The sequence below is a fragment of the Sphingobacterium faecale genome (assembly GCF_016746095.1).
Classification (GTDB): domain Bacteria; phylum Bacteroidota; class Bacteroidia; order Sphingobacteriales; family Sphingobacteriaceae; genus Sphingobacterium; species Sphingobacterium faecale.
Genome location: NZ_JAERTY010000013.1, coordinates 1 through 19,290, shown reverse-complemented (window position 1 = coordinate 19,290; position 19,290 = coordinate 1). Strand labels below are relative to the sequence as shown.

At 37.8% G+C, this 19,290-nt stretch carries 14 protein-coding genes and 1 tRNA gene; 6 read left to right on the top strand and 9 right to left on the bottom strand.

What is annotated here, in order from left to right; translation table 11 throughout:
* The first annotated feature begins 19 nt into the window (after positions 1–19).
* The 3 genes from JKG61_RS20360 (at position 20) to JKG61_RS20350 (ending at position 3,997) form a co-directional block, all read left to right on the top strand.
* Positions 20–2,002, top strand: coding sequence for a DUF3857 domain-containing protein (locus JKG61_RS20360; RefSeq protein WP_202104855.1), 1,983 nt, complete (start codon positions 20–22; stop codon positions 2,000–2,002).
* Positions 1,989–3,896, top strand: a complete 1,908-nt coding sequence (locus JKG61_RS20355) for a DUF3857 domain-containing protein (protein ID WP_202104854.1) — start codon at positions 1,989–1,991, stop codon at positions 3,894–3,896. The genes JKG61_RS20360 and JKG61_RS20355 overlap by 14 nt, the downstream gene beginning before the upstream one ends.
* A 27-nt stretch (positions 3,897–3,923) precedes the next feature.
* A tRNA-Ala gene (locus JKG61_RS20350) sits at positions 3,924–3,997 on the top strand.
* A gap of 39 nt (positions 3,998–4,036) precedes the next feature.
* Here JKG61_RS20350 and JKG61_RS20345 read toward each other — a convergent pair.
* The 5 genes from JKG61_RS20345 to JKG61_RS20325 all read right to left on the bottom strand — a co-directional run bounded on the left by JKG61_RS20345 (position 4,037) and on the right by JKG61_RS20325 (position 7,353).
* Complete coding sequence (locus JKG61_RS20345; RefSeq protein WP_202104853.1) at positions 4,037–5,365, bottom strand: DEAD/DEAH box helicase; 1,329 nt, start codon at positions 5,363–5,365, stop codon at positions 4,037–4,039.
* Positions 5,366–5,603: 238 nt separating this feature from the next.
* The gene (gene rpmA, locus JKG61_RS20340; protein ID WP_133582727.1) at positions 5,604–5,867 is read right to left on the bottom strand and encodes a 50S ribosomal protein L27; all 264 of its coding nucleotides are present in this window, start codon (positions 5,865–5,867) and stop codon (positions 5,604–5,606) included.
* A gap of 44 nt (positions 5,868–5,911) precedes the next feature.
* Positions 5,912–6,223 (bottom strand): 50S ribosomal protein L21, encoded by a 312-nt coding sequence (rplU, locus tag JKG61_RS20335; RefSeq protein WP_133582728.1) that lies wholly within the window; start codon positions 6,221–6,223, stop codon positions 5,912–5,914.
* Between the two features lie 153 nt (positions 6,224–6,376).
* Complete coding sequence (locus JKG61_RS20330; protein WP_202104852.1) at positions 6,377–6,820, bottom strand: Hsp20/alpha crystallin family protein; 444 nt, start codon at positions 6,818–6,820, stop codon at positions 6,377–6,379.
* A gap of 170 nt (positions 6,821–6,990) precedes the next feature.
* Positions 6,991–7,353 (bottom strand): dihydroneopterin aldolase, encoded by a 363-nt coding sequence (locus tag JKG61_RS20325; RefSeq protein WP_202104851.1) that lies wholly within the window; start codon positions 7,351–7,353, stop codon positions 6,991–6,993.
* Positions 7,354–7,573: 220 nt separating this feature from the next.
* Here JKG61_RS20325 and JKG61_RS20320 point away from each other — a divergent pair, with 220 nt between their 5' ends.
* Positions 7,574–9,748, top strand: coding sequence for a S9 family peptidase (locus tag JKG61_RS20320; protein ID WP_202104850.1), 2,175 nt, complete (start codon positions 7,574–7,576; stop codon positions 9,746–9,748).
* Positions 9,749–9,806: 58 nt separating this feature from the next.
* Here JKG61_RS20320 and JKG61_RS20315 read toward each other — a convergent pair whose 3' ends face one another.
* Positions 9,807–10,304 (bottom strand): hypothetical protein, encoded by a 498-nt coding sequence (locus JKG61_RS20315; protein ID WP_202104849.1) that lies wholly within the window; start codon positions 10,302–10,304, stop codon positions 9,807–9,809.
* Between the two features lie 251 nt (positions 10,305–10,555).
* Between JKG61_RS20315 and carB the strand changes: the two genes are divergently transcribed.
* Positions 10,556–13,375 (top strand): carbamoyl-phosphate synthase large subunit, encoded by a 2,820-nt coding sequence (gene carB / locus JKG61_RS20310; protein ID WP_202104848.1) that lies wholly within the window; start codon positions 10,556–10,558, stop codon positions 13,373–13,375.
* Between the two features lie 50 nt (positions 13,376–13,425).
* Here the strand turns inward: carB and JKG61_RS20305 are convergent, their stop codons facing one another.
* The 3 genes from JKG61_RS20305 to JKG61_RS20295 all read right to left on the bottom strand — a co-directional run bounded on the left by JKG61_RS20305 (position 13,426) and on the right by JKG61_RS20295 (position 18,195).
* Complete coding sequence (locus JKG61_RS20305; RefSeq protein ID WP_202104847.1) at positions 13,426–14,346, bottom strand: siderophore ABC transporter substrate-binding protein; 921 nt, start codon at positions 14,344–14,346, stop codon at positions 13,426–13,428.
* 90 nt (positions 14,347–14,436) lie between these two features.
* Positions 14,437–15,750, bottom strand: coding sequence for a DUF4374 domain-containing protein (locus tag JKG61_RS20300; RefSeq protein WP_202104846.1), 1,314 nt, complete (start codon positions 15,748–15,750; stop codon positions 14,437–14,439).
* 33 nt (positions 15,751–15,783) lie between these two features.
* The gene (locus JKG61_RS20295; protein WP_202104845.1) at positions 15,784–18,195 is read right to left on the bottom strand and encodes a TonB-dependent receptor; all 2,412 of its coding nucleotides are present in this window, start codon (positions 18,193–18,195) and stop codon (positions 15,784–15,786) included.
* Positions 18,196–18,306: 111 nt separating this feature from the next.
* Here JKG61_RS20295 and JKG61_RS20290 point away from each other — a divergent pair, with 111 nt between their 5' ends.
* Complete coding sequence (locus JKG61_RS20290) at positions 18,307–19,194, top strand: helix-turn-helix transcriptional regulator (protein WP_202104844.1); 888 nt, start codon at positions 18,307–18,309, stop codon at positions 19,192–19,194.
* Positions 19,195–19,290 lie beyond the last annotated feature (96 nt).

Here is a 19,290-nt window from a genome sequence, read left to right as displayed (position 1 = left end):
AAACTATTTGTTTTTAGTTATGAGATATATTCTTTTAGCCGTTATCGTAATACTCTCGAGCGACTTAATGGCACAATCAGAAGAGCTCCCTACAGTATTAACCTCCGACTTCGCAAAAAAAATATATGAAATAGACACTAATGCTCATGCCATCGTACTTTTTGAGCATGGAAAAACACGAATTGACAAAAGCGAATCAGACCGCTCCTTAATGGTATTTCACCATTACAAAACTCGCCTTAGAATATTAACGAAAGAAGGCTATGAGCACGCCAACTTCACCATCCCCTTATATAAATATGGTTCAAACTTTGAATATATTAGTGATATAAAAGCCACCACCTACAATCTTATAGACGGTAAAATAGAATCTACTCCCCTTAAGAATAAAGATTTATTTCTTGAAAATCGAAGTGAGTTTGTTAAACTAAACAAGTTCACCCTGCCAGACATTCAGATTGGATCAATAATAGAACTAGAATACACATTAATCTCTCCAGATATATTTAATTTCAGATCTTGGCAATTCCAAACAGCTATTCCTAAATTAAAAAGCAACTATAGAGTACAGATTCCTGCCACATATAAATATAATATTACCCTAAAGGGGCCCCTGAAACTTTCTGACACAAAATCAAAGGTACAACGGGAATGTTTGATTTTGAACGGACAAAAAATAGACTGTTCCGATATCACCTACTTTATGGACAACATACCAGCCTTCAAAACAGAGGCTTATATGCTTGCTCCTAAAAATTATATATCGGCTATAAATTTTGAACTTGAGGAAATGGCGATGTCTAGAGGTGGGATAAAAACTTTCACAAAGAAATGGAGCGATGTTGACAGAGAGCTCATGACCGATAAAAACTTTGGAGGGCAGTTAAAAAAAACAAATCTATTTGAAGGCATTTTCGCGGAAACAGTAAATGCATCATCTTCTCCCTATGATAAAGCAAAAGAAATATTCAAATGGATCCAACAAAATATTAAATGGAATAATACCTATGGTAAATATACACAGCATGGCATTGAAGACGCATTAAAAGCTAAAAACGGAAACATCGCAGACATTAATCTGACGCTCGTCACAGCGCTCAATACAATGGGTATAGAATCTTATCCCATACTTGTTTCGACTCGTGAAAATGGGATACCGAATAGCTTACATCCTGTTATTTCGGATTTCAATTATGTCATTGCAGGAGTTAAAATTGAGGACAAAACTTACCTTGCTGATGCGAGCGACCCTTTGTTGCCTTTTGGCGAACTCCCGCTGCGCTGCATCAACGACAAAGGAAGAATTATATTTTCAAAAAAATCTTCCGAATGGATCCCATTGGTCAATAATCAGATCTCATCAACAGATTACAGTTTTGATGGCTTATTAGATCTTAGTGGGACATTAAAAGGAAGGTTGGTAATAACATATAGCGGAATGGATGCAGTGGGCAAACGTAGAAATATCCTCGAATATGGTTCGGTAGCGGAATATGAAGAGGCTATTGACGAAAAACTTACAAACATAGCTATAAAAGAAATTAATATAGGAAACTTACACGACAACGAAAAAGAATTGATTGAAAACTTGGACGTAGAGATAAAAACTGCCGACCATATCATCGGAAACAGCTTTAATTTCAATCCAATATTTATTAATCGTATATCAAAAAACCCCTTCAATCTGGATGAAAGAAACTATCACGTAGATATTGGGTCCAAGAGAGATGAAAGTCATACGATAACAATCAGACTACCGAACGGAAGTAGCATAAAGGCTTCTCCTAAAAACACAAACCTTGTGCTACCTGATAAATCGGCCAGATATAGCTATAAAAGTGAACTACGAGATGGTACACTCTATGTGACACAAAGCCTATCGCTCAAAAAAGCAATATACGATAGCAATGAATATTTCCAGTTAAAAGAATTGTTCTCAAGAATTATTCAACACCTAAAGATAGATCATTCATTTAACCACGTACCTGATGCTACCTTATAAAATCATATTCTTGTTGGCTTTGATATCTTACACCGCAACTGCCAAGACACAGCAGTATCCAGCCTCGGATATCCCCAAAAGTCTCCTTATCCGTGCAAATGCCGTAATAAGGGAAGAGCAAACGTCCTTTGATATAGATTATTCAACGGTGTCCCAAACTGTCTATAAAGTTATAACGGTATTAAACAAAGCCGGAGACAAATATGCTGAACTGCTGCTTCATTATAACAAAAGCGAAACCATCAAGAATATAAAAGGACAGGTTCTAGATGAATTCGGTAAGCAAATAAACAAGTTTAGTCAAAAGGATTTTAAAGACTATAGTGCGTCAAATCAGATTAACTTGTTTGACGATACAAGGGTTAAACATTATGCTCCACACTCCCACACATATCCCTATACCATTATATATAGTTACGAGGTAAAACATAACCAAAATCTATTTATTCCTTACTGGCAGCCGAATTATTTCTCAGATCTTTCAGTGGCTAATAGCGAATACAAACTTACCTCCCGAATAAACCAGACACTACGTATAGAAAGTAAAAACATACCCCATCCCCCTCAAATAACAACATCAGAAAACTCAAAAACTTACAAATGGACAGTGAAGGATATAAAAGCCCGAAAAGAAGAACCCTTTAATCCTTTATATCAACAGGATATTATCGTTGTTAAAGCAATTCCAGAATCCTTTCAATATTTCAAAAAACGAGGAACTGTAAATTCTTGGTCAGATTTTGGGAAATGGGTATATGAAAATCTTCTAGCAGGCAAACAAGATCTGTCTCCAGAAACAAAGTCCAAAGTAAAAGAACTTACCGCCCATCTAGATTCGGACAAAGAAAAAGCAAGAATCTTATATACATATATGCAGAACAGAACGAGATACGTAAGCGTTCAGGTAGGAATAGGAGGCTTGGAGCCATACCCTGCTTCTCATGTAGAGAAACTTGGCTATGGGGATTGCAAAGCGCTTGTAAACTACACCCAAGCACTGCTAAAGGAAGCTGGTATAGAGTCTTTATATTGTATTGTTGAAGCCGGCTATCAGAAAAAAAACGTTGATATCGATTTCCCTAATGCTGTTGACGGCAACCATATAATCCTATGCCTACCTTTTGAAAAAGATACAACTTGGCTTGAATGTACAAGCAACAGACATCCTTTTGGCTACCTTGGCAAATTCACGGACGACAGATTAGTCCTTGCCTGCACTTCAAATGGTGGTAAACTACTAAGAACGATAAGCTACCCCTACTCAGCAAATGTTCAAAAACGAACGGGAGATCTAGAAATCACAGAGACAGGTAATATACAGGGAAGCATAATAACAAAATTCACAGGCACACAGTTTGACAACCATTTTGAAAATATGTTTAATGGAGAACGTCAGCAACACGAACTATTGAAAAAATATTATGACATTGATAATATTAGTTTTTCCAATAGCACCTATAATTTGGAACAACGAACAGAACCTGCTATTATTGAGAGAACAGACATTACTGTAAAAAACTATGTGGTCAGAAACGGTGATCAAATAATATTTCTCCCCAACTTATTCAATACTGCTAAAACTATCCCAGAATCTAAAAACAGAATAAACCCTGTCTATATCAACCGAGGATATACCGACATTGACAGTATCACATATACCCTTAAACAAAAAATAAAACAGCATATCCCGCCTATACATAAAAACATAAATTCTCCTATGGGAAATTATGAACTTCAAATAATAGCACAGAAAAACAAGCTGATATATTACCGTAAATTGGAAATTAAAGAAGGGACTTATCCTGTTGAAGATTATACGCAGTTCCATGAGTTTATGCGTAAAGTTGCAGAAGCCGATAGAGGAAAATTCACACTGTTACTTGCAACAGATTAATATTTTTATATCTTTGCATCAGCTAACGGGGAATTAGCTCAGTTGGCTAGAGCGCTTGCCTGGCAGGCAAGAGGTCATCGGTTCGAATCCGTTATTCTCCACTAATAAAAAAAGGCAGATTATTCATCTGCCTTTTTTTATTAGTATCGTTTCGTGGAACTATCTGAGTCCCTCCTTTTCCCTCTGCTAAAAGACTGTCCTCCATTACCAGAAGCCTGCTTCTTCTTTTTATGGCGAAAATCAGGCTTCGCTCCAGGTTTGGGCTTTTCGGCTTTACCTTTTGTTTTTCCCTTTCCTGCCTCTAACGTTGATTTAGCCAAAAACTGAGGAGACATACTCAGATCTTCCATTCTTTTAACAGGAAGTTCAAAGCCTATAGTAAACTGTATATCTTTGATATAAGGAATTTCCTCCACATCACAGAGAGAGATAGCAAACCCTTCGGCTCCTGCCCTTCCTGAACGACCGATACGGTGCACATACGCATCCGGCATATTAGGAATTTCGTAATTAATAACATATTTCAAAAGATCGATATCAATACCTCTAGCCGCAATATCAGTAGCTACTAAGACACGGATTTCTTTCTTCTTAAAACCTTCTAAAGCATTCTGACGAGCATTTTGCGATTTATTACCATGTATTGCAGCAGCAGAAATATCCTGTCTATGCAAGAGTTTCACTAACCGGTCAGCACCGTGTTTCGTCCTTGTAAACACTAACACGTTATCATCTACCTCTTTTTTGAGTAAATACATCAAAGCCTTAGGCTTGTTGGCCTTCTCGATATAATATAAAGTCTGTTGAATAGTCTCTGCCGTCGTAGACTCTGGTGTAACCTCAACCTTCACAGGATCTGTCAAAATACTATCCGCTAACGCTTGTATCGTTTTGGGCATAGTCGCTGAAAAGAATAACGTTTGACGCTTCTCAGGAATAACATTAAGGATTCGTTTGACATCATGGATAAAGCCCATGTCCAACATACGGTCAGCTTCGTCCAAAACAAATATTTCTATCTGACTAATGGAAAGTATCCGCTGATTCATAAGATCCAAAAGCCGACCTGGAGTAGCGATGAGAATATCTACGCCTTGACGGATTTCATTAACCTGGCTAAACTGGTTTACCCCACCAAAGATCACGGTATGCTTTAGTTTAAGGTGCTTCCCATAATCACCAAACGATTCACCAATCTGAATAGCAAGCTCCCTAGTCGGGGTCAAAATCAAAGAACGGATAGTCCCTCTTTTATGTCCCTGTGGCTTAGAGCTATTGAGCAACTGTAAAATAGGAATTGCAAAAGCAGCAGTCTTACCTGTACCAGTCTGTGCACACCCCAACAAATCCCTTCCTTTAAGTACCTCAGGAATAGCCTGTTCTTGAATAGGTGTCGGATTCTCATATCCCAGCGCCTCTACAGCGGCCAATATAGGCGAGCTGATTTTTAAATCATTGAAAGTCTTCATCAATATGTTTTATAGTAAAAACAAACCCTCTTATAATAACAGTCTATATAGCTATGAAAATGTCTCGAGGGTTCGTTATGTCCATTGAAAATAAAACACTTTCAGATAAAACTTTCATTGCTCCTTGGGATAACCAACAGATATGAAAGTTCTTGATGGCCACTAAAAAACAGACACTTTCAGAAAAAAAAGCCGCCAAGGGACACTTAGCGGCTTTTAAATAGGATTAAACTAAACCTTAGTTTTGCTCAGCAGGAACTACTGAAACATAAGATTTATTATTTGCTTTTTTACGGAAAACAACTGTTCCATCAACTAGAGCAAATAAAGTGTGGTCTTTACCAACACCTACGTTAGTATCTGGATTGTGTACAGTACCACGTTGGCGAACGATAATGTTACCAGCGATAGCTTTCTGACCACCGAAAATCTTGATACCTAATCTCTTACTATGTGACTCACGGCCGTTCTTGGAACTACCCGCACCTTTTTTGTGTGCCATTTCTTTATCTTAATTTATGACTTGCGTCAGGATTAAAAATTCGATTATAAACTGATACCAGTAATCTGGATTTTAGTGAATTGTTGACGGTGGCCGTTTTTCTTTTTGTAACCTTTACGGCGTTTTTTCTTGAAAACGATTACTTTATCACCTTTCAAATGAGACAAAATCGTAGCTGAAACTTTAGCTCCTGAGATACTTGGTGTACCTACAGTGAATTTACCACCGTTTTCGGCCAACAACACATTGTCAAATTCAATACTAGCGCCTTCTTCTCCTTGTAAACGGTGTACAAAAAGATACTGGTCTTTTGCAACCTTGAATTGCTGCCCTGCTATATTTACTATTGCGTACATTGTTATTTATTAATAATGTTAATTATTTAATGAACCGCAAAGATAGATTATTATATTCAATACTGCAATTTTTTTTCAAAAATCGCGCCTACAGATCTGTATAAAACAAAAAGAGCTCCTTGGGAGCTCTTTTATATGCTTAAAAAACTTATTTTACTTAACCTCAATCAAGCGTTTGGCCACAATAGCCTCCTCTTTTTTGCCGATCTTAACCTGCAATACTCCATCCACATAAGCAGCATCAATATCGCTATAATTTACAGTTTCAGGCAACGTAAAAGATCTAGAGAAAGAGCTGTAGCTATATTCTTTTTTGCTGTACAGCTTATCATCGGATACTGACTCTTCAACCTTATCCACACTGATAGAGATAATATTCTTATCTACATTGATTTTAAAATCAGTTTTCTGTAATCCAGGAGCAGCCAATTCTATTGCAAAAGCCTCTGTTGTCTCAGTGATATTTACTGCTGGAACACGTGTTACCAAACGGTCAGAGATAAATGAATCGTTAAAAAGATTGTCAAATACACTATTAACAAATGGGTTCACACTGTCTGTGTTTACTGTTTTTGTAGGGAATTTAATTAATGCCATTTTCTTGTCCTCCAATTATTTTTATTTTTTAATTATATACTAAACTTATACAGCCAGTCTATTTCAATAAAAATACCAAACCCAAAAACAAGACAATTTGACATAAGCAAACAAAATGAAAAGACAAAATGTCAGTCATAATTATTCAACACAACACTAAAACCTGTCAATCAGTCCTTTTCAAAAAGTAGAGCCACCTCCGAATTTGCCAAGTCTCCACCAAAAGCGGGATTAATCTTTTTGATAACCACATTGACCTTTTGTGCAAAATTGAACCTCTTAAGAATCAAATCAAGCATATCTTCCAATGCAGACTCCAATAACTTACGCTTAGGACTCATCACTTCTAGAAGAATCTGATAAAGCTCTTCATAATTAATAGTATTCTTTAAGTCTTCTGCATCCGAGTTCTCGAAAGGAAAAAACACGTCGACACTTACATAAAACTCATTTCCAACGACCTGTTCTTCTTCGTAATAACCAATTGGCGAATAAAATCGCACCTCCCGTAGGGAGACCTTCTGTGTAATCATAATATTAAAATTACACAAATTTTAAATTAATACGGGCGAAAAGCAATACATTTCAACGGCATCTTAAACAAAACGTCTCTTTTACAACATAGCTAAAGCTACCTAAACTAAAAAAAGGCTTGTAAAACATTTTTGACGTTAGTAATTATATTAACACAATTACCTAATTTCGCCAGTAGGCGACGCCTCTTAAAGACTCCATCTAACAAAAAACAAACAGATGAAAAAATTATTGTTATTATTACTACTCGGCTCCACTTATGCCTACGGCCAACGCAGTTTCACGATAGATGAAACAGTATTCGGTCCGAGCAAATTTTCACCCAAGAATCTATTTGGGCAAAAATGGCTAAAAGGAACTGATGCTTTTTCACATCTAGACGCTTCGTATCAAAACTTAGTGATACGCTCATCAAAAGATAACTGGCAGAGCAAAGATCTAGTTTCGATCACAGAACTCCAGTCTGCATTAACAAAAGCGATCCCTAATGAACAGTTCACACTAAGAGCTTTTCCTACACAGTATCAATGGCAGGATGCTAATACACTCGTATTTAACGTAAGCGGAAAAGAAAGTGTGTATGGCGTAACTTATAATATTAACAAAAACGAAGCACTGATTACTTCTAGTGTACCCAAAACTGCTACAAATGTAGAGTATAGTACATCAAATGGACAGACAGCTTACCTCATCGGCAACAATATCGAGATCACAACTGCAAACGGAAAGAAAATACAGGTCACAAAAGACACGGTGAATGGTATTGTGAGCGGCAGTGAATTTACGCATCGCCAAGAATTCGGAATAACCAAAGGGATGTGGTGGTCTCCTGATGATCAAAAACTACTTTACTACCGTAAAGACGAAACGATGGTCAGTAAATATCCGCTACCCCAGTGGGACACACGCGTTGCTACGATTAAAGACATCCGCTACCCTATGGCCGGAATGAAAAGTGAAGAAGTAACACTGAACGTTTTTAACATGCAAACAGGAGACTATATCACACTACAGAGTGGAACTCCAAAAGAACAGTACCTGACCATGGCTTCATGGGACCCTAATAGCGAATATATTTATGTGGGGGTATTAAACCGTGGGCAGGACCATCTAAAGCTGAACAAATATGACGCAAAAACAGGGGCTCTTGTAAAAACACTTTTTGAAGAAAAATCGGTTACATGGGTAGAACCTCAACATGAATTGATTTTTGCACCAAACAATCCGAAACAGTTTTTATATCAAACAGACAGAGACGGCTACAACCAACTCTACCTATACGATACACAAGGCACATTGATTCGTCATCTTGGATATAACGATGTCAGCGTAATAGATTTCCAGGGATTTGACAACAAAGGAACAAAAGCTTATTATATAGGCACAACCAATAATGGCATGGAGCGCCAGCTTTTCGAAGTAGAGCTAAAAAGTGGCAAAACAACACAACTGACTCAGACAAACGGCACGCACAAAGCTTCAATCAGTGATAGTGGGAATTTCATTCTTGACCAATACAGCAACCTGAACACTCCTAATAAAATTGATGTAATAACAAAAAAAGACAATAAATCGACTAATATACTAACGGCTGAGAATCCTTTTATAGGGCAGATAAACATTCCAAAGATTGAATTCAAGACATTTGTTTCCCCGGATGGCAAAACACCTCTAAACGCTAGAATAACCTATCCTGCAAACTTTGATTCTTCAAAAAAATATCCAGTTATGTTATATCTTTACGGAGGATCACATGCTCAACTCGTTACTGACCGATGGCTGGGAGGCGTAGGTTACTTTGATATGTTCATGGCACAGAACGGATACCTTGTTTTCACATTGGACAACAGAGGCTCCGACGCTAGAGGTAGGGACTTCACACGTATAACGCATCGTAACCTAGGTGAAGCGGAAATGGCGGATCAACTGGTCGGAATAGAATACCTTAAATCTCTTCCTTATGTAGATAGTGAAAACATGGGAATATTCGGATGGAGCTACGGCGGCTATATGACCACCTCATTAATGACAAAACATAACGACATATTCAAAGCAGCAGTAGCGGGAGGTCCGGTAATGGACTGGAAATACTATGAAATAATGTATGGCGAACGCTATATGGATAGTCCTGAGGAAAACCCAGAGGGCTATACAAAAACCTCCCTATTAAATAAGGCGGATAAATTAAAAGGCAACCTATTAATTATACACGGCGCCCAAGATCCTGTAGTCGTACAGCAGCACAGCATGGACTTTGTAGAACAATGTATAAAAGCGGGCAAACAAGTAGACTACTTTCTATACCCTACTCATGAGCACAATGTTGGAGGAAAAGACAGAATCCATATGTACGACAAGATCGCTAAATACTTTGATATCCATTTAAAGAAATAGAGAATAAACAAAAAGGGATCACGAATGCGATCCCTTTTTTATTGCTATATTTTTTAGCTTAGAAAGTATAACGAGCTGTTACACCGCCATTAGCGTAGAAACCGTTATAGTGTCCTGCACCATTTACAACATGGATAGTAGGTCTAATGTCAGCCGAAAATGCGAAAGGAGCACTTTTCAACTTGTAATCAACACCCCCTGTAGGGAAGATACCTGCGCTAAAACCCTTAACCTCATCAATATCTGAGAAAGTATTAGACAATACAGCACCACCACCTACGAACCATTTGAATCCATCGATATTTCCGATAGGGAAATGATGTTGGTAAGCACCAGAAAGTGCTAAATTCGTAAAACTTTTTCCGCCAAATTTATCAGAATCAAAACCTAAGTTAAATTCCAAAGCAGCAGGCTGCTTAATGAATGTTTTAAAAGATGCAGATACCACGTCATAATACCCTGATCCAAGACGGATACCGATCGAGTTCTTATAGTCCTGAGCCTGAGAAGCCCCAGCGACTAACAATGCGACTAATGCTAAAGTAAATTTTTTCATAAAGTTGTATTTGTAGTTATTTTTTTAAATTATTGCCGAATATAAAGCAAATAATGTACCATTTCGGCAGATATTTCAAAAAACCCTTTTTATAGGGTACTAAGTTTAACAAAACATTTTTGACTATATCAAAAATTAAATATAACTTTGCACTCCGACAAAGCAGTCGGAATACTCTTCTCTTCAAAGGCATTTTCACAGCTTTGTTAATAACAATAAGTTCGTATTTTAATTTTTTGATCTAATAAATAATGCCTAGAAACACCTCCATTAACTCTGTCTTAATCATAGGTTCTGGTCCTATTGTTATCGGACAAGCGTGTGAATTTGATTATTCAGGATCTCAAGCTGCCTTATCTCTCAAAGAAGAAGGCATCACAGTGTCCATAATTAATTCTAACCCTGCAACAATTATGACCGATAAGGTTGTAGCAGACCACATCTATCTATTACCTCTTACTTGCGAGAGTATCGAGCAAATATTAAAAGAGCAAAAGATTGATGCCGTATTACCAACGATGGGTGGACAGACGGCCTTAAACCTATGTATTGAAGCCTCAAATATTGGGCTTTGGGAGAAATACAATGTTCAAGTGATCGGAGTCGATGTCGCGGCTATTGAGAAGACAGAAAACCGCGAAGAATTCCGTCAGCTGATGATTGATATCGGTGTAGGTGTAGCTCCTTCAAAAATCGCAAACTCTTTCCTTGAAGGAAAAGAAGCGGCACAAGAAATCGGTTTTCCTTTAGTAATCCGTCCATCCTATACATTAGCAGGTACAGGAGGTGGATTCGTACATAAAAAAGAAGATTTCGATGCAGCCTTGAATAGAGGCTTACACGCATCACCTACTCATGAGGTGTTAGTAGAGCAGGCGGTATTAGGCTGGAAAGAATTCGAGTTAGAATTGCTACGTGATACAAACGACAACGTAATCATCATCTGTACAATCGAGAACTTTGATCCAATGGGTATACATACGGGTGACTCTATCACAGTAGCTCCAGGTATGACATTGTCCGATAAGTGTTACCAAGATATGCGTAACCAAGCGATTAAGATGATGCGTTCGATAGGAACTTTTGCTGGAGGCTGTAATGTTCAGTTCTCGGTAAATCCTGAAAACGAAGATATCATCGCAATCGAGATCAACCCTCGTGTATCACGCTCTTCCGCATTAGCCTCTAAAGCAACTGGCTACCCTATCGCTAAAATAGCTGCTAAATTGGCTATCGGATATAACTTAGATGAGTTACAAAACCAGATTACCAAAACAACTTCAGCATATTTCGAACCTACATTAGACTACGTAATCGTAAAGGTTCCGCGTTTTAACTTCGACAAATTCAAAGGAGCAAACAAAGAACTAGGTCTTCAGATGAAAGCTGTGGGCGAGGTTATGGCTATCGGCCGTACATTTATCGAAGCACTACAAAAAGCCTGTCAGTCTCTAGAAACAGGCCGTGCAGGACTAGGTGCAGATGGCAAACAACTGCGCAACCTAGATGATATCATGCACAGTTTAGAGCATCCAAGTGCTGACCGCTTGTTCCACGTAAAAGACGCTTTTGAACTAGGTGTTCCTCTAGAATCCATCCGTAAAGCGACGCATATTGACAAATGGTTCTTAGTACAGATTCAAGAATTAGTTCAGCTAGAGCAAGAATTACGCCGCTACCAGCTATCCAATATTCCACGCGATTTCTTCATGACCTTGAAGCAAAAAGGTTATTCGGATGAGCAAATCTCCTGGTTGTTGGGCAATGTAACAGAAGACGAGGTTTATGACCGTCGTAAACAACTAGGAATCAATCGTGTTTACAAAATGGTAGATACCTGTGCTGCAGAATTTCCAGCACATACTCCTTATTTCTACTCTACTTTTGAAGACGAGAACGAGTCGATTGTTTCGGATAAAAAGAAAATCATCGTATTAGGTTCTGGACCTAACCGTATCGGTCAAGGTATCGAGTTTGATTATTCATGTGTACACGGCTTATTGGCTGCCAAGGAATGTGGCTACGAATCGATCATGGTCAACTGTAACCCTGAGACTGTATCAACAGACTTTAACATGGCAGACAAGCTATACTTCGAGCCAGTATTCTGGGAGCATGTACGCGAAATCATTGAATTAGAAAAACCAGAAGGAGTAATCGTACAGTTAGGTGGTCAGACGGCGTTGAAAATGGCTGAACGTCTAGAAAAACTAGGAGTTAAAATAATTGGTACTTCATTCCAGGATATGGACCTTGCTGAAGACCGTGGCCGTTTCTCAGATCTCCTAAAAGAGCTTGAAATTCCTTATCCAAAGTATGGTGTCGCAACATCTGCTGAAGAAGCAATCAAAGTTGCAAACGAAGTCGGTTATCCAGTTTTGGTACGCCCTTCTTATGTATTAGGTGGACAAGGAATGAGTATCGTCATCAATGATGAAGACTTAGAAAAAGCAGTTGTTAATCTACTTAAAAACCTTCCTGGAAATCAAATATTGATCGACCATTTCTTGGATCGTGCTGAAGAAGCAGAATCGGATTCTATTTCGGATGGAGAAGATGTACATATCATCGGGATGATGGAGCATATTGAACCAGCAGGTATTCACTCTGGAGATTCATACGCGGTATTACCTCCTTTTGAGCTTTCTCAAGCTGTACAGGATAAAATGGAAACATATTCGATCAAACTTGCTAAAGCACTGAACGTAAGAGGACTGTTAAACATTCAGTTTGCTATAAAAGGAGAAAATGTATATGTTATCGAGGCCAACCCTCGCGCATCACGTACTGTTCCATTCATAGCTAAGGCTTACGATGTACCTTATATCAATATCGCAACCAAAGTAATGTTGGGAGCAAACAAATTGAAAGATTTTACCATCGAGCGCAAACTTGAAGGTTGGGCGATCAAAGAGCCTGTATTCTCCTTCTCTAAGTTCCCAGAGGTAGATAAACAATTAGGCCCAGAAATGAAATCAACGGGTGAAGCCATACGTTTTATCAAAGATTTAAAAGACCCTTATTTTAGGGAATTGGTTTTAAAGAAATCAATGTTCTTAAACGCACAATAACAAAGAAGCCCGCTATAGCGGGCTTCTTTGTTATTGTGATTTAGCTCTTTTTAAAATGTTATATTATAAAGCTTCTCACCGATATCTGTTATCTTTTGATCAACAGATATCAAGCCACTCCCCGAAAGATACCAAATCCATCCTGGAACAATAAATACCTTATTATTCTTATAAGCTTCGGTCGCTTTGATATCATCATTGATAATATCGGCTGGATCAGGCATAACTCCTTGTATGCCCGTGTTACGGTCAAAAACGAACAAGTAATCGGGATTGATATCAGCCAATTTCGGGGCTTGAGGACGATCTCCACCTCTAGGGGCATTTGAAGCTTCGGCATCTGGTATATACGCCGGTTTTAAATCCAGGGCATCATACAAGAATCCAAAACGAGAGTTAGGACCGCTCGGCATCAAGCGCCCGCCCATGTGCATTGCTAACACTGTTTTCTTAGGATCTGCTTTTGCTCTGTCTTGCACTTTAGCAGCTTTCTGCCGCAAAGCTTGTAACTTTGCTTCTCCGATTTTTTCTTTACCGTGTAATTTTGCAATATCACGTACATTCTGTTCAAACGAACCCCAAAAATCAGCATTGTCTGTACCGAAGATAATCGTGGGAGCGACCATAGATAGAGAGTCATAGTAATTTCCCATTCGACCTCCAGTAATGATAAAGTCAGGCTTTAGAGCAGCTACCGCTTCCATATTTGGCGTTTTAACATTCCCGACCCGTATATACTTTGTATCGTTATATTCATTTAAATATTCCGGAACCTGGTCAACCGTCGCTGCAACCGGTATTCCCAATTCGTAATAAGTTTCAAGTGCACTCAAATCCATAATCAACACTTTTTTTGGATTTGCTGAAACCTTGGTTTCGCCTTTAGAATGTTTGAAAGTGACTGCCTGCTGAGCAGAGGTATTGAAGTAACAAGCCGCTAAAAATAGGGCTATAAGAAAATGACATTTCATAATTAATATTCTTGTGGATAATATAAAATGAATATTACAAACAGAAGGTCTACTCCTACTATTTGTAATATTCATTTATTAAGGGACTACCTATTTTTTACGAAGCTTGCCGATACCATTAATATCTTTAGCATCTACTTCTAGACCTTTGGCTGCTTGACCTGTGACAGGGTCAATAATATAGATTGCAGGTAATTTGTCCACTTCTTTTACTGGCACGTAAAACTTACCACCGTCAGCAATTGGCGTATGGAATTTAGGATAGTAATTGTAATCCGGGATATCTTTTACCCATTTAAATTCCTTTGTACGGACATTGACAATCGCAAGCGCGTTAGAGCTAGGGACATCGCCTTCGATAGGGTTACTACCCTTTATAAGATATTCTACAATAAAGTAATCTCCCTTTACATGATGTATTCTATTAAAAGAAGGACTACTTGATATACCGGATTTCACGACCTCTTCATCAAGATTCCAGTAGTAATTTTTATCAAATTCTGAAGCGCCTTTATTGATTTTAAGCACACCGCTTGCCTTCGATGTTATCGCGTTCTTGGGAGCGAAGGCATAAAGATTTCCCTCGTCATCCCCACCTATTGTATTATAGAATTGTGAGCGGTGTCTTCCTGCAGCGTAACTAATCCGATCATCTCCGTACAATTTGGTCATCTTGAGATCTTTGTCAAATGATGCGATCCAAACTGAATCCGGATATTGCGTGTCACTCATCACTAATGTAGGCTTTCCATTCCTATCTAAGCCTTCTTTAAATTGTCTCGGAACAAGTGCTGTTAAAAAGTTATTGGCACCAAATTGAACTACTCCTGATAAAATTGAATACTCACCATTACCAGTTAAGTTTGTTGTACTTTTCGTTATCGTAGTAACGGCATTATTATCAGCAGGATCGATAAAATTGAAGGTAGAATACAACTTGGTATTATCCATATTACCTTTATCATCCCGCTGAACTATCCCTTCAACAACAGATAATACTTTTTCTTGAAAGACACCATAAGTTGTAAATCTTGAAACAATCTGAAACTCGCTACCACTTTTTATAATTTTACCGTTGGGCCCTAAAGCTATACCGATACCGATACCAGGATCGCCCTTTCGGTATTGTAGTCCAATACCAACGTAAGGCGTTGGGAATAACCAAGAGCCATATGCATCAGACTCCATCCCCTTACCTTTAATAGTTAACTTTTCTTTTGCGGTGATATCTGGCACAGCTAATAAATAGCTAGCAGTTTCACTTTCAGAAGCTGAAATAAAGAACTCGACATCGTTAGACTCACGCTCCTCATCGAAAACTTTCTTATCTGAACAGCTAATTATACTACCGCACAATAATAATGCAATAGCACCTCTGAATACATTGTTTTTAGAACTCATCATATTATAATTTATTAATTTCAATTATTTATTAGATTACATAAAAAAGTATCGAAGTTTTACACCAAAACTACGTCCCGGTTTTTGTAGACTATAATTATCATATAGGCGTTGATCGCTCAAGTTTCTTGCCTCCAATGCGATATTATAACGTCCATTTTTCATAGCATAGGAAGCTGTAAAATCATGAGATAATTGACCGTCAATGGTGTGTTTAGTATTGACATCCCCTAAACTTGGCCATTCTCTATAAAAGGAGTGAACATAGTTTAAATTATAGCCTATGGTTAGTAAATCTGTAGGCTCTTGAATACCCTGAAAGCGCATTTCAATTTCACCATTACCATATAGATAAGGCTGATTAGGCACACGGTCATTATAAGTCGCAGACAACTGTTTATCCCCATAATTAGTATACAATTCTTTATTGATAAGACTTTGATAGGTTAGGGTCCCCCCTACTGATAGAAATCGCTTATAATAATACCTCCCTTCAAAATTCAGCCCTAAATTTTGCACTTTCCCGTGATTTACATTTTGCGCTTCTCCGGTTCGTTGTACGATAGTACGACGAATAAAATCCTGGACATCGCGATACAAACCACTCGCATCAATATAAACAGCATGATTTTCATTAAAATCCTTTTGATAAGATGCACCAATATTTACGCCATTACTTCTCTCCGGTCTCAGCTCAGCATTCGCTCGCTCTAATAGCGCATCGCCTAAAATCTCGGAGTCGGAGGGCATCCGTAATGCTTTTTCATAGGAGACTTTATATTGAAAATCTTTCCAAAAATAAGTAGTTGCCACCCCGTAGCCAAAAGCACTAGCTTCTGCCGTTACTCTTTTCCATGTTGGAAACGACTCACTTTCCCCCGCATTGACTACTCCTGATGTCTTCTGCTTATAATGCTTCCCAAAAACAGTAGAGACCCATCGTTTATTGTAATTAAATTTATAGGATAGACCAGCTACATTTTTATAATTATTTGCTTTATCCTCCGGTTTAGAGTATTCATCTTTGATCGCTACATTATCTGCATTTTTACGTTCATAAGTTGACCAGTTATCATTAAATGAGAAGCTATGCTGATTATTTATTTTATAGATCACATTTAATGAAGCAACAGCATTGTCATTGTAAAACTTGGCTAACGATCTACTCCCCTCACCAACATTTTTAGTTTCTCGATACTCACCGAGCCAGTTGTATTCTCTTGATGCAGTATCTATATTTTGATTATAGTTATGATTATAATTAGCTGTTAATATAACGTCCAGTCCTTCGGTCAATAAACCTCTCTTAGAATAGGTTAACGAGGGCATTACAGTATTACCATTTCTCGATTTTTCGCCATATACTATTTTCATAGTGTTGGCATTTTGAATATCAGAATATTCTTTACCAAGAGTCACACCTATAAGAAATTGATCCGCCCAGCTCGTATTCACAAATCCCGTCTTTAAAATAGCTGTTTCGTTATGGTATTTGTTATGGAAGGCCCTTGTCCATACACTATCCATCGTAAAATTGCTGGTTTTAAAGTCTTTAATTTGGGTATAGACGCGATAGTTATTGTCTGAATAGTTCTGAAAAGCGTTTAATTGGACCGTAAATCCATTCTTTGCTGCGTATCCAACATTGATATTAGTCTTATGCGTATTGAAAGATCCATAAGAATAGGATACATCTGCATAGGATTTATTACGTTTATTGGTAATAATATTGATTGCTCCTCCCAAAGCATCTGAGCCCAATTCAATCGGAACCACCCCTTTATATATTTCAATACGTTCAGCCAAATTAACAGGAATATTATTCAGCTGAAATGCAGATCCCATTCCCTGCATAGGTACACCATCAATAAATACCTTCACATGTCTGCCAGAAAAACCGTTCAAATTAACAGACGTGGCAGATCCCAATCCTCCACTTTGTCGAATTTTAACCCCCGAAGCTCTATTTAATAAATCTGAAAGCTCCATAGACGAGTTATGAAATTTCGTAGCGTCCAATACAGCAACATTGTAAGGAGTCTCCCTGACCTCTTGAATTGCAGATTTACCACTGACCACAACCTGCTCTATCGCTGTATTCGGGTCTACTTTCAAAACAAATTGGTGATGTTTAGTCTCATTTCGACCTATAGATACTTTTTTCTTCTGCGCTATAAACCCAACTGCAGAACTCATCACCTCATATTCTCCTGAAGCTACCATCAGGACATAATGACCATCTTTGTCAACTTGAGTACTGTATCTTGTATTTAAAACATAGACAGTAGCACTGGGCACAGCATTTCCATCTGCATCCTTGACATATCCGATAATCTTTGCTCCATCTCTTTTTGATGATTGTGCAAAAAGTGAGGTACTTGTAAATAATATTGAAAACATCAAGGATATGCAAACCACTTGTTTGATTTCAGATAAATCTATTTTCATTCTTGACAACACTATTGGTATTTAGATTAATTATAAATAACTTCGCAAATGTAATTACTATGCCGATTAACAAATAGTGATAAACAGGACAAAAAATAGCGAAATAGAGGCATGCGATTGAGATCAGAGATTATTGAGATAGACAAAATAATACATGATGATATAGTGGAAAGAACTCATATAGAGGAAGATGTATTGATACATAGAGTGTTCAGCTACAAACAGCATCAAGTGTCGATACATTGTGACATCTTTCATTCGGTGGGATTACATATTGTCGAGGCCCAGATAGATACAGCTACTATTCTTACCAATAACTGGTCTGCAGAGACTCCACACGTTCGTTTTTTTTTCTATCTCGGGGGTAATTCTTGTGTAAAAAATGGAGCAGGTAATGAGTCTTATACACATAGGGCGGGAATGTTACAACGAAACTTCTTAGATACAGAAGGAGGTGGAGGCGTTCTCATTGTGAAACCAGGAGAGGCGCTACATTATATCATAATAAAAATGTCCATCGATTTTTATTTCGATCTCATAAAATATGAAGATTGGATAAATGAAGATAGTTTCCATCAATATATCCTGTCTGGAACACCAGAAAACAGACCCAATGAAACTCTTTGTATAGATCTTAAGATGCTACAGATTATGGAGGATATGATAAACAGTAAAGATATAATTGAACATAGATATCACTTTTTTAAACTTAAGTTGCGGGAGCTCCTATTTACCATACATCAACAGACACAGTATGGAGAAAATATTCCTGAAATCGCATCCCAGCCATCCGACAGTTTAGAAAAAATAAAATCTTATCTTACACTAAATCTAGACACCCCACCTTCAAGTGCAGAACTGGCAAAGATATTTTTTATGAATGAAAAGAAGCTTAAGCAAAGTTTCAAAGCTACCTACGGTACTACACTGTACGCCTATGTCGTACAGTTAAGAATGGAAAAAGCTAAAAACCTGAGTTCGATTAATAATTTGGTATAAAAATTTGCAATATAGTGGGCATGGTTATATATTTAAGTATCTTAAATTCAAATATTTAACTGTTTATCCCGCTATGATTGACCTCAATAAAGTTAA

Excerpts from the sequence above, each read along its gene's own strand:
- JKG61_RS20360 (WP_202104855.1), top strand. The coding sequence starts at position 20 with ATGAGATATATTCTTTTAGCCGTTATCGTAATACTCTCGAGCGACTTA.
- JKG61_RS20355 (WP_202104854.1), top strand. The coding sequence starts at position 1,989 with ATGCTACCTTATAAAATCATATTCTTGTTGGCTTTGATATCTTACACC.
- JKG61_RS20345 (WP_202104853.1), bottom strand. The coding sequence starts at position 5,365 with ATGAAGACTTTCAATGATTTAAAAATCAGCTCGCCTATATTGGCCGCT.
- rpmA (WP_133582727.1), bottom strand. The coding sequence starts at position 5,867 with ATGGCACACAAAAAAGGTGCGGGTAGTTCCAAGAACGGCCGTGAGTCA.
- rplU (WP_133582728.1), bottom strand. The coding sequence starts at position 6,223 with ATGTACGCAATAGTAAATATAGCAGGGCAGCAATTCAAGGTTGCAAAA.
- JKG61_RS20330 (WP_202104852.1), bottom strand. The coding sequence starts at position 6,820 with ATGGCATTAATTAAATTCCCTACAAAAACAGTAAACACAGACAGTGTG.
- JKG61_RS20325 (WP_202104851.1), bottom strand. The coding sequence starts at position 7,353 with ATGATTACACAGAAGGTCTCCCTACGGGAGGTGCGATTTTATTCGCCA.
- JKG61_RS20320 (WP_202104850.1), top strand. The coding sequence starts at position 7,574 with ATGAAAAAATTATTGTTATTATTACTACTCGGCTCCACTTATGCCTAC.
- JKG61_RS20315 (WP_202104849.1), bottom strand. The coding sequence starts at position 10,304 with ATGAAAAAATTTACTTTAGCATTAGTCGCATTGTTAGTCGCTGGGGCT.
- carB (WP_202104848.1), top strand. The coding sequence starts at position 10,556 with ATGCCTAGAAACACCTCCATTAACTCTGTCTTAATCATAGGTTCTGGT.
- JKG61_RS20305 (WP_202104847.1), bottom strand. The coding sequence starts at position 14,346 with ATGAAATGTCATTTTCTTATAGCCCTATTTTTAGCGGCTTGTTACTTC.
- JKG61_RS20300 (WP_202104846.1), bottom strand. The coding sequence starts at position 15,750 with ATGATGAGTTCTAAAAACAATGTATTCAGAGGTGCTATTGCATTATTA.
- JKG61_RS20295 (WP_202104845.1), bottom strand. The coding sequence starts at position 18,195 with ATGAAAATAGATTTATCTGAAATCAAACAAGTGGTTTGCATATCCTTG.
- JKG61_RS20290 (WP_202104844.1), top strand. The coding sequence starts at position 18,307 with ATGCGATTGAGATCAGAGATTATTGAGATAGACAAAATAATACATGAT.